We start from the raw sequence: 11,897 nt of genomic DNA on the forward strand, positions 1-11,897 counted from the left end.
TCCTCGCCATATTGCTTCTTCCATTGAGGTAGGAACCATTCAAATACAGCACGACTTAATTTACAGGCTTGTCTGTAAATAAAACTCTTTTTTTACGCGTCCATCCCATCTTATTAAGGGCTTTTAAAATGACATGATAGCCAACGGTATAACCGAATTGTTGTTCAAACAGAGGGACAAGATCTTTCGCCTGAGTAAAAGGTGTATTTTTTACGAAGTGCTCAAAGGCTTGAAGATCTCGAATCCTCGAAGGGCGTCCTGCATTTTGAGGTTTAGGCTGTTTGAGCTGACCAGTCTGCTGTTCGAGTAGGATCCAATCATCTAGGGTGGTTCTTGCAATATTAAATAGTTCACACGTTTTGGATTTATGCTGTGATTCTTTATAAAACTGCATGACTTTTTCGCGTAGATCGACAGAATATGTTTTTGGCATGATCCTAAATCTTAGTGTTTTTTCTATTGTAGCTCATATTGGTTTTTTAGCTATACAGGGTGACCTACATACTAAATACCATGTACAGGTATCTTCAAATCAAAAAATAACATTAAGTTATTTCACTTAGAAAAATGTTAATAAATACTATTTATTAACAAAACTATCTATTAATTTATTTTTACAATCAATATTTAGAAAATTTTCAGATTTTACAGCTGCTCTAATAAATTTTGTTTCTAAAATATACTTATCAGTAGTTAACATTTTAGGTGAAAAACTATGATTAACAGAAATTTTAGTGACATGAGTACATAATCTTTCTGTTAAATTTAGCTTATAATTTATTTTTATAATATCTTTTTCTTCTACCAAAAAAAATGTCTCATCATTCGTCACAACACGATTTTTATATTCAATACTTGGATAGTAATATACCCCAGAATCATCAGCTAGAGTTAAAAAACGATTTCCATGATACATTAATGGCGATGGAATAAACCACTTTTCATTAGTAAAATTCTCAATTAATAATTCAATATTTAAATAATCCTTTTCAAAACTACCTGAAACTTTTAAATTTAATGGTAAATATGCAAGATTCATTATTTCATCAAGTTTTATAATGTCTAATTTTGAAAAATTACTATTTATTTTAAATTTTTCAGTATCACTAATAATTAGTAAATTTTCAGGAATATTAAAGTTATTCCCATTATATTTAATTTCATAATTTTTAGCCATAGAAGTCTCCATAAAAAATATAAAAAATATAAAAAATATAAAAAATATAATATTAAACAAGAGTAATTTCATTTTTAAAATTATTTCCTTGAATAAAAAAACTCAAATTATCAGAATTTATCAAACTAGCACTTGGGTGATATGAAGCTAATTGTTCACAAGATTTATCTCCATATGGACCAAATTGTATACCATTAATAATTGCGTATACATCATCCAAACCTCCAAGGTCGTCAAAATGACTTAATTCGTGGCAAATTGTATTAACAGCTTCTTCGGTAAAATTATTTATATTTAAATCAAATATATATTTCCCATTATTTAATCTAATATCTTTTTTTACTAAGCAATACGCTAAAAAAATTGGTCTATTCAATTTAGCATGAGAAAATACATACGCATACGTATTTTCATAATTTTCATCAATTCCAATACCACTAACAAAACTCTTAAATTCTATACTTTTAAAAAAATTATTAATTTTTTCTAAAACATCAATAATATGTGTAACTGCCAAATCTATGGTCGGAACATTATTTACTGGAGTACTAGTATGATGCGTATTTGGATTAACAATTACATTTAATTGATAACCAAACCATTTTTTAAATTCATTAGAAATAGTATATGTTTTTGAAAATCTATTAGCTTTCCAATTTTTTAATTGATCTAATCTTTCTTGAATTAAAATTTGTGAATTATTAACCACATATCTAAGGTATTCAAACATATCATCTGAACTAATAAAAGATAAAGGACTAAAACACCGATCTAACCTTTCCAAGAAATAGATTGGATTAAAATTCACAATACTATCAAAAGCAGGTAATGTCTTCACTTCTTCCCAAAAACAAAACTCTGAAGCGTAATCAATAAAGTTATTGAATTCATTACCATTCATTTGGGGGATTTTTATTTTCGCATTTATTTTTTTACCAGTTTTTAATACTGCATATCTTTTCTCAATATTTATTTTTGCCCATTCAGAGTGAGTTTCCACAAACAACCACTGCTTTTGTTTACTCGGGCTTAATTTTTTTATTTTATTTTCTATATCAGCCGTATAATCCGTATCACAAAACTCTAAATAATTAATTTTACTCCATGGATTATTTCCATATAACCAGTCCATATCAGTACAAACTTTTGGATAGTTATTTGCATTGATTAATTGCGTTGACGAATTCGAAAAATTAAACTCTTCATAATCTACCTTTTTTTTACCTATATATGTAATTTCATCATAATTATTTAGTATACTTTGCCCTCTTTTCTCCTTATAAAATAACCCTCCCAGAAAACTATCAGTGTTTATCATTGTAGTTAAATCAGAATTTGTAAAATGTTGTAATATACTTTTATTTTCTAAAAAGCTAATATTTTTACTATCACAAAAAATTTCAAAATGAATTACTCCATCCTGAGTCTTGTTATTATCTTCAATATTTTTTCCTAAGTATCCAATTAAATCACCCGATTTAATTGGAATTGGATTGCTAGATAAATCTACAACTTTATCAAATTGTATTGTGCTTAAGAAATTATTGGGATTTGATTCAGTTTTAAGAAACACATAATCCAAATTATCAGCTAATGTCATATCACTTGATGATTTTTTATAAAATCTAATATTTTTCTTATTAATCCAAAGATCTAGTCCTTTAGATGCAATTTTTGCATCGAGAAAATCACCTTGATATACAGCTTTTTTCCCAAAATCTATTTTTTCTCCAATCGTTAACATTCCATTATGTATCTTTAAAACAGCTGAATTTTGTTTCATTGAAAAAAGATAAGGAATTTTTTTGCTATTTTTTACTCCATTGCCATCAAAATAATCTGTTTTTGGCGCTAAATGCATATATAAGCTATAAAATTTATACCCTCGAAATACATTTGTAATTTCTAGATCAGTGGAATATTCAAAATTATGCTCAATGAGAATAAAACTACTAGAAAACTCTAATTGCAAAGATGAATTTTTAGGATCAGGATTGTATTTTTTGTAAGTAGAATCTATTTTATAAGCAATAATCTTACCATCAGCGATCGCTTGTACATAATTCTGACTATTTGAACCTTTCAAATGTACACCGCCGTGTAACATTTTATTTTTACCAATTAAAAAGTTATCTTGGCCGCCACTATTAAACATATCTTGAATAGTTAACTTTTTTGAATTGCTTATATTAGCTATTGGTGGAACGATTCTATACATCTAATTATTATCCAGAAAACCAAAATTTACCTGAAATTACTTTTTCAAGATTTAGTTCAGGTAGTGCTTTAAATTTATGTGAAACATCTTGTCTCGAAGTAAACAAATGCTGCCCCGCCTTCACTTCAAACTTCCCACTTGTCGTCGGCAAGACACCACTGCTACTAATCTCAATCTGCGACCCACCTGCAATTAACACAATTTTTTTGCTAGCTTTAATTTCAATCTTATCTTCTGTAGAAATGATTTGAATCCCTTTACGAGCGATCAAGTCAGCACCATCACTTTGTGCTTGAATCTCAATTTTCCCTTTACCTGCATAAAGCCTTGCCCCTTCTTGCGCCGCAAATAAACTAATTTTAGATTGTGCATGTCCAATCAAAGACTTTTGCGTACTGAGATTAATACTGTCACTCGCATTTAAATTTAAGTAACGTTCTGCCGATAAATGAATATCTTCATTGGATGCCAATGCAATACTATTTGGCGATGCCAATAACATCAGCGCAGATTTAAAAGCATCAGCCTTGCTCTTACCGCCCTCTGATGAATCAGATTCAAGCTGAGAAACAAAGGCTTTTAATTGATCTAGGTTCTCTAAAGGATCCGTCTGCTGATTCTTCGCCACTTCACTTAAGGCTTTTGAGTTGTTTAAGCTACTTTCAAGCTGACTCTTGGCTTCATTGGCATCGAGGTGATTGCCACTGGCTTCGCCTTGGGCGTGTGTGCTTAGCAATAAGCCTTGACCTGCCCGTACCGCACCCCATTGATCGGTTCTCAGTTCAAAGCCTTCGCCGCGTCCTTCACTGGTCTCTGTCTCTTTGGGATGGCTGAGGTTACCGAGGTTCAGCTGACTTGCACCATGGCTGTTTTGCAGTTGGGTGCTGATTTGCCCGGTGCTGTCATCAAAGCGCAGTTGTCCATAGCCTGCACCGCCGACTTCTTTGGAACGGATCCCTGCGAGCTTTTTGGTGTCAGGCAGTTGGCCCTTTATATCAAATTGGGTTGGACTGCGCTGCGCCTCATGGATGCGTCCGATCACAAAGGGTCGGTCGATGTTGCCGTCAAAGAAGTCGATGACCACAATTTCGTTGATACGGGGTAGGAAGCGTGCGCCATAGCCTTCGCCCGCCCATGGGGTGAGTACATCGACCCATGCGGAGTCGGTATCGTTGTTGTTTGATCCTGCGCCTCCATCGGCTTGGTTATCTTCTTGTCTCGAGAATAGGAAGCGGACTTTGATGCGTCCCCATTCATCGACATGGATTTCTTCGCCTTCTGGCCCTACCACTTTGGCACGTTGCGGGTGTGCTGCTGGGCGGTGTTGCAGTGGATTGTATTCTGGAACTGTCGGGATATTGCGTCGTTGCAAGATCAGGCTGTTGCCTTGGCGTTCTTCTTGGTGGTGTTCGCGTTTGAAGTTGCTGTTCCAATTGCTCTGTTTGATCAGTTGGTTGATTTGATCGGTCAGGTCTTTGGGTAGGTTGTTCTGGTTGTAGTATTGTTTGCCTGTGATCAGGAATTCTTTGTCTGATCCGCTGTGTTGGTCGATCTCTGGGTGTTCGTTGAGTTCGAACCAGTAACCGACTTGGGTATCACGTACGGTGGAGCTGGCAATGAATTGTTTGCTTTGGGTATCATAGTAGTTGCTGAGGTTTTGGTTCAGCTTTTCGATCTGGCTGTTGCCTGAGGCTGTGGCTTGGTCTTCGCCTTTGAGGTCTTGCATCCACGCTGGGCTGAAGTGCCAGGCTTGTTCGAGTGCGAGACTGGCATTGTCTTGGTTGCTGCTGTGTTGGTGTTTGCTTTGGACTGTACCTGCGCCTTCTTCTTGTTCCAGCACATCGGCTTGCCAGCGTTGCACGTGGACTGCGGTCGGTTGGATGCTGCGTTGTCCGATAAAGCTGGTGATGCTGTCTTGTTTTTCGGTGGCACTGCTGCGGTGGAAGCGGATGTTTCTGCGTTCCAGTGCTTGGTATTGACTGTTGTCGTCAATCAGGCGGAGTTTTTGCGCTTCGATCGGGCTTGTGGATGCCGGCACTTGGTGTTGTGCTTCGTCCACTAGCCAGTTGATGCCTTCACTGCGCATGAGGCGGGTCAGGAAGTCGTAATCCGTTTCGTTGCTTTGCATGATGAAGGGACGGACGTCGTATTGTTGTTTCAGTCCACTCAGATCAAGACTGAGACTTGAGGCAAACAGTGGGCTTTTGTTTTGCCATTCTTGGAACAGGGTTTCAATGACATCTACAGCAGATTTGTTCATAAACACGCGACTGTTGCGGCGTTTGTGCCACAGTGCGGTTGCATCTGCTAAATTGAGTTTGTACAGGGTCAGTGAACCGTCACTTTGCCCTTGGGCTGCTTCGGTGATAATGCCTGTGGTACGGAACAGTTTGCCTTGATCGGTGACTTGGTCCACAGCGACTTGGCAACCAATAAATGCTTTGAGGGAGATGGTGGCATTGGTGGATAGGCAGATCAGTTCTGCTTGGATGCCTTCATTCAGCGTGTGTTGCCCGTCTATGCGTTGCAGAAAGACTTCTTGATTTAAGCTTGGATTGGAGAATTGTACGTGTATTGCTCGTTTTTTTACGCCAATACCCAAACCATCTAAAACGCTATTAATGTTGTTTAAAAAACTATTCATTAGCCAAATTAATTATTATTAAAATATTTTGAGGTTATTATAAACAAAAAATAAGAGAACTAGTTTAAAAATTAAGAGTTTTATGTAAATTGATTAGATCAATAAATTTAAAAAGCCAACCAACCCTTATTTTGATTGGGTTATTCTTCCATCTCAAGAGTGCCTTTTCTCAATAACAAATAATTTGATTATCCCTTCTTAACCAAGTAATGAAATTCCTTATTTCCATCAACATCTAAGCACTCTTCTTGAAGGAGCAATTCATGTCCCAAATGCATACAAAATTTTGGGATATCCCACGATGTAGAATTATCTGTAGCAAAAACTTCAACAATGTCACCCGATTTAGATTTTCGAATCGCTTGATGTAACATCATCACGGGTTCAGGGCAACGTAAACCACGTGTATTGATTTGAATGGCAGGCGTAGCATTTGAATCTGTCATGGTTTCACTCAAATTAAAAATCAAACTATTCTAACATAGCCTAACACTACAACCACTCCATCAATTTACAGCTGATCAGTTTCTGCAATATTGAGTTTAAAAATAAATTTTGATGAATTATGAAAATTTTCTATTTCCATAGTACTCAATAAAAGCATGCAAACTGTTAAGTGAATGAACCACATATTCATCGATAAACTTATTTCGATATGCTTTCTCTCCTAAGTCATTTAACTAAAGATTTTTTATTATGAATCATGTACTTTTCTAAACTGAGTTTATTGTGTACTTGAAATGAACCTTGCTTTTCAAAGCAATTGAATCATTCCGACTACTGTTCAAGTTTATGCATAGACTTCTTTTTTTTCTAAGGTATGATAAAAATATTATTTTTATTTCAAGAGTCTTCAGGAAAGATCATGCAAGATGAGTCAGGTACATCATGGGGTATGCGCGGTTTACGCAAATGGTTAGGTACAGCGCCAGAAACCCGAGATGAACTATTAAAAATCGTACAAGATTCTCGTCGATTACTTGAGCCAGATACCGTTGCAATGCTTGAAGGTATTTTTGAACTTCCAGCAACTAAAATTCGTGAAGTGATGACTCCACGCACTTCAATGGTCAGCTTACAGGAAGATGATGATCTTCTTGATATATTGCCCGTTTTAATTGAATCAGCTCACTCACGCTTCCCTGTTTTCTCAACAGATCAGCCTGATAATGTGGTGGGTATTTTACTGGCTAAAGATCTTCTGCCATTTTTAAGTCACCGTGATTCAACCATCACTGTGCATGCCCTCATGCGCCAACCTATTTTCGTTCCAGAAAGCGCTCGCTCTGACCAAGTACTCCGTATGTTGAAAAATACGCAGACCCATATTGCCATTGTGATTGATGAATATGGCACAACCTCTGGATTGGTCACTTTAGAAGATATTTTGGAAGAAATTGTCGGTGAAATCGAAGATGAGCATGACAATACCGATGAAGAAGCCAACTATATTATTCCCGATCAATCTCCTGAAACAGCAAATACGTGGATGGTTCAGGCACTTACACCAATTGAACATTTCAACAATATTTTAGATGCTGATTTTTCTGATGATGAAGTAGAGACTATGGGCGGTCTGTTGCTTCAAGAAATTGGTCTTGTAAGTGATCTACAAGGGCAAGTGATTGAACTCGATAATTGGGAATTCACCATTATCGAAGCAGATGCCCGCACTATTCATCTGATTCGAGCCGTACGTAAATGAGCGCTTTTTTTGACAAACAGTTAAATTCTTCAAAACAACAAAAACCACTTCCTTTTATTTTTCCACTATTGATTGCCCTGATATCAGGGGCAATCTTTAGTTTTGCATTAGCACCCTTTCATTGGTGGTGGTTAGCCATTCTTTCTCCAGCTTTGCTCTATGCTGTTTTGCAGCAAAAAACAGCGAAGCAAGCTTTTGCCATTGGTCTGTCTTATGGCTTTGGTCTTTGGTTTGTCGGTGCTTTTTGGCTTTATACCTCAATCCATGTCTACGGCGATACCCATGCATTTTTAAGTGTGTTGATGATTGTCCTCATGGCACTTTTGATGGGTCTATTTACCGCATTTCAAACTTGGTTATACCGACGTTTCTTCCCAGAAACACCGCTGACTTTTGCGCCAATTTGGGTGCTCTTTGAATGGGCAAAAACATGGGTATTTACAGGTTTTCCTTGGCTGTTCGCAGGATATGCATTTACCGAACGCTTACTCGATAACTACGCACCGCTTTTTGGTGTTTATGCCGTGTCTTTTGTGGTTATTTTATTGGCATGTGCATTGGTTGAAATACTGCGAAAAAAATATGCATGGGCATTCATTTCACTCTTTTTAATTGTTGGTGCGTGGGCAGTCTCTTTTATTCAATTTGTGGAAGAAAAAGCTGAAAAACCACTTTCAGTCTCTTTAATTCAAGGCAACATTCCGCAAGATTTAAAATGGCTGACTGAATACCAAGTTAAAACTTTGGAAATCTACGCCGAGCTCAGTCGTAGTGAATGGGGACGTGATCTTATTGTTTGGCCTGAATCATCTATCCCACTGTTCCAAACGGACATTGAACCATTTTTGAAAGCGCTTGATCAACAAGGCAAAACCACGGATACCGCTTGGGTGACAGGCATCCCCTATTGGGATCTTGAAGAGTCTCAACAACAAGGGTATCCCATGTATTACAACGCCATGATGGCATCTGGCAGTGATGCGTCTGGTTTGTATAAAAAGCAACGTTTAGTGCCTTTTGGTGAATACATTCCCCTGTCTGGTTTTTTAAGCTGGGTGCTTCCTGCCCTTCAAAATGATCCATCCATGAGTGGTTTTTCACGCGGTGATCGTAATCAGCAACCCTTTTCAATTAAAGGCAGAAATTTAGCGGCGGCCATTTGCTACGAAGTGGCTTATCCGAACTTAACGCGTCGCAATGCAACGAACAGCGATTTCCTCGTCACCGTTTCAAATGATGCGTGGTTTAAAGGGACAGCGGGGCCGTTACAACACTTACAAATGGTTCAAATGCGCGCTAAAGAAAATGGTCGTTGGTTTATTCGTGCAACCAATACAGGCGTGACGGCATTTATTAACCATCACGGGCATATTGTTAAACAAGCCCCTATGGATGAAAGAGCGGTTCTACGTGGCGATTTACCTGCGATGCAAGGTCGGACGTTATACAATCGTTTAAGTGATTGGCCTATCCTGATCTTCTCATCATTACTTTTAGCAATCGGTTGGATTTACCGTCCACGTAAAGTTGACGTTTCATTTAAATCAAGACGTTAATCGATCCGCTGAAATAAAACATAAACCAATAGAAAACCCGAAGATTAATCTTCGGGTTTTTGCATGAGCTTTAGCAAAATCTTTTTAAACTCATCCTTTTCGCAATAGAAGCAACTTTAAAATATGTCATTAGAACTGAGTTGCTAAATAAGACATCATCACAGCCAAACTTAACATTGGCACATAACGATAAAGTTTTACGACCGCCTGTTCAAATGCAGCAGGTTGTTCATCTTGCTGAATATTCATCACACTTGCATTCAAAGCACTACAAAAGCTGATTATAGAGATCGCGCTAAACACACTAATCGCCATAAATCCCACCATGATTTGGCTACTGCCATCTGTGTGCTGCCACAAGCTGATAAAAAATTGGCTCAGTGGTAATAAGCTAAGAATCAATAGAACGGATTTTAGCATTGACCAATGAAATTGATTGATTTCATCTGCGATAAATAATGCTTTCATTTAACCCCCTCCATCAAATTCCTATATATTACGATCTATTATGCAAGGATTTTAAAAAATAAAAAGTCTATATTTATCCATATTTTAATTTTGTTGTAACTATTAAATATGGGAGTGATTCTTATTATAACTCTCAGGTAGATATTATTTTAATTTCAATAAAAATCAATTATTTATATTTTTAAATTAAATGATAAACATTATCACTTCATTTGGTATTTATTAATTCGATCAAATGAAGTGATTATTTCCATGCCAAGTAAATCAGAATGATTTTCAATTAAGGTGTATAGAAAATATCTGCATCATTTCCTTCACCACCTTGCTTACCATCCGCACCAAAAGAATATAAATCAAAGGTACGTCCTTCAGAACCTGGAATGACATATTGCAGGTCGTTATCCCAACTGTCTTTTGGATATCCACCTTTGACATAACCGCCTGGCAACCAATTTTTTGCAGATGCAGGTTGATTGACTAATGCATCCAAACCACCATCTTGCATAGACGGATATTGGTTATTGTCTAATTTGTATTGATCCAATGCACCCGCTACCCCTTTTAAGGTGATCAAGGTGGTATCGACTTTGGCTTTTTCACCACGTCCCATGACGTTTGGTACAATCAGTGCCGCTAAAACACCTAAAATCACAATCACAACCATCACTTCAATTAAAGTAAAACCTGATTGCTTACCTTGCATCGCTTTGTATTGCATTCAATTTCTCTCTATATAACGTCAAATTCTTCAATGATTCTTTTCATCAGTCTTTCAATCAAAACTTCTATCTATTATTCAATATTGGCACATATCCATTGCGAATTGATTAAATCATATTATTCATATTGACGATTGGCAACATCACTGCGATCACAATCACTAAGACTATTCCTGCCATCAATACCAGCATTAAAGGTTCAAGTAGCGCCAAGAGTGTAGAAATCAAGGTTGTGACTTCACGATCCTGCATGATTGAAGCTCGATCTAGCATTCGATCGAGTTCTCCCGATGTTTCACCACTTTTGATCATTTGCACCATCATCGGGGGGAAATAACCACAACGTTCTAACTGCGTTCCTAAGTTACCACCTTCCGTGACTTTTTCCGCTGCAACATTGACTGCATCCCGAATAACCCAATTATTACTGACCGCAGCACCAATTTTTAATGCATCGACCAAAGGTACACCTGATTGAGTCAAAATAGATAAAGTACTGGAAAAACGTGCCGCATTAATCCCCTTTGAGAGCTTTCCAAAGAGTGGTAATTTCAACGTTAAGCGATCAAAAGCATAGTGTCCTGCCGATGTTCTTAAAAAACGGATCAATAGGAAAATACCAAGACCTGAAAATACCAACATAAATGGCCAAGCCTGTCGAATAAAGTCACTTGATTTCATTAAGGCAACCGTGATCCAAGGCAAAGCATCTTTATTTTGATCAAAGGTTTTGACAATGTCTGGAACCACATAAGTCATCAGCCCCATCACAATAGCAAATGACATCAACATCAAAATAATCGGATAGACCATTGCCGCTTGAATTTTCTTTTGCATCGCGAAACGGTTTTCAGTGTAGTCGGCTAACTGATCTAAGATTAAATCCAAATGACCTGAACGCTCTCCTGCTGCAATCGTTGCAATATAGAGATCAGGAAAACTACTCGACTGCTGCATCGCTTGAGCTAAGGAATGCCCTTCCATCACCTTTGAACGGACAGAGGCCATCAAATTTTTAATATGCGCTTTTTCATTTTGTTTGGTTACCGCATGCAAGGCTTCTTCAAGTGGAATACCTGCTGCAACTAAAACTGACAGTTGACGTGTCATCAATGCCAAATCATAGGCTGTAAATTTTTTACGAAAGATGCTTGTGGATTGTTGTTTATCTTTCGATTCAACAGCATCAACATGAATTGGGATCCATTGTTTGTCCCTGAGTTGTTGCCGAATTTGCCGTGCTGAATCACCTTCTAGCACGCCTTTCTGCTGTTTCCCTGATTCATCTACAGCGGTATATTGATATGCAGGCATTATAATGCTCTAGTATGTCCAATTAATTTGTCTTCGGTATTGCGTCAGACCACTAAAATCATTCATATTCAATCTTTACAAATGATCATTTACTTT

10 protein-coding genes are annotated in these 11,897 nt (G+C 37.1%); 2 read left to right on the forward strand and 8 right to left on the reverse strand.

What is annotated here, in order from left to right; genetic code table 11:
- Positions 1–55: 55 nt before the first annotated feature.
- The 5 genes from AC5YCE_RS03125 to tusA all read right to left on the reverse strand — a co-directional run bounded on the left by AC5YCE_RS03125 (position 56) and on the right by tusA (position 6,485).
- The gene (locus tag AC5YCE_RS03125) at positions 56–433 is read right to left on the reverse strand and encodes an IS630 transposase-related protein (protein WP_496171026.1); all 378 of its coding nucleotides are present in this window, start codon (positions 431–433) and stop codon (positions 56–58) included.
- 147 nt (positions 434–580) lie between these two features.
- The gene (locus AC5YCE_RS03130; RefSeq protein ID WP_496171027.1) at positions 581–1,177 is read right to left on the reverse strand and encodes a hypothetical protein; all 597 of its coding nucleotides are present in this window, start codon (positions 1,175–1,177) and stop codon (positions 581–583) included.
- A gap of 52 nt (positions 1,178–1,229) precedes the next feature.
- Positions 1,230–3,395 carry a M35 family metalloendopeptidase gene (locus AC5YCE_RS03135; protein WP_496171028.1) on the reverse strand — a complete coding sequence of 722 codons (2,166 nt, stop codon included), beginning with the start codon at positions 3,393–3,395 and terminating at the stop codon, positions 1,230–1,232.
- Between the two features lie 7 nt (positions 3,396–3,402).
- On the reverse strand, positions 3,403–6,039 hold the full coding sequence (locus AC5YCE_RS03140; protein WP_496171029.1) for a type VI secretion system Vgr family protein: 2,637 nt from the start codon (positions 6,037–6,039) through the stop codon (positions 3,403–3,405).
- Positions 6,040–6,227: 188 nt separating this feature from the next.
- Entirely contained in the window at positions 6,228–6,485 is a 258-nt protein-coding gene (gene tusA, locus AC5YCE_RS03145; RefSeq protein ID WP_496171030.1) for a sulfurtransferase TusA, read from the reverse strand.
- A 419-nt stretch (positions 6,486–6,904) separates the two neighbouring features.
- On the opposite strand from tusA, the gene AC5YCE_RS03150 reads away from it, so the two are divergent.
- Together AC5YCE_RS03150 and lnt are read left to right on the forward strand one after the other, a co-directional pair.
- A complete protein-coding gene (locus AC5YCE_RS03150) occupies positions 6,905–7,744 on the forward strand; it encodes a CorC family transporter (protein ID WP_496124691.1) in 840 nt (279 codons plus the stop codon).
- Positions 7,741–9,300: an apolipoprotein N-acyltransferase gene (gene lnt, locus AC5YCE_RS03155; RefSeq protein ID WP_496171031.1), complete on the forward strand. Its 1,560-nt coding sequence runs from the start codon at positions 7,741–7,743 to the stop codon at positions 9,298–9,300. The genes AC5YCE_RS03150 and lnt overlap by 4 nt, the downstream gene beginning before the upstream one ends.
- Before the next feature lie 129 nt (positions 9,301–9,429).
- Here the strand turns inward: lnt and AC5YCE_RS03160 are convergent, their stop codons facing one another.
- The 3 genes from AC5YCE_RS03160 to gspF form a co-directional block, all read right to left on the reverse strand.
- Entirely contained in the window at positions 9,430–9,768 is a 339-nt protein-coding gene (locus AC5YCE_RS03160; protein ID WP_496171032.1) for a hypothetical protein, read from the reverse strand.
- A gap of 280 nt (positions 9,769–10,048) precedes the next feature.
- Positions 10,049–10,486: a type II secretion system major pseudopilin GspG gene (gene gspG / locus AC5YCE_RS03165; protein WP_496124688.1), complete on the reverse strand. Its 438-nt coding sequence runs from the start codon at positions 10,484–10,486 to the stop codon at positions 10,049–10,051.
- Positions 10,487–10,595: 109 nt separating this feature from the next.
- The gene (gene gspF, locus AC5YCE_RS03170; RefSeq protein WP_496171033.1) at positions 10,596–11,801 is read right to left on the reverse strand and encodes a type II secretion system inner membrane protein GspF; all 1,206 of its coding nucleotides are present in this window, start codon (positions 11,799–11,801) and stop codon (positions 10,596–10,598) included.
- Positions 11,802–11,897 lie beyond the last annotated feature (96 nt).

The organism is Acinetobacter sp. CY79 (assembly GCF_059515845.1).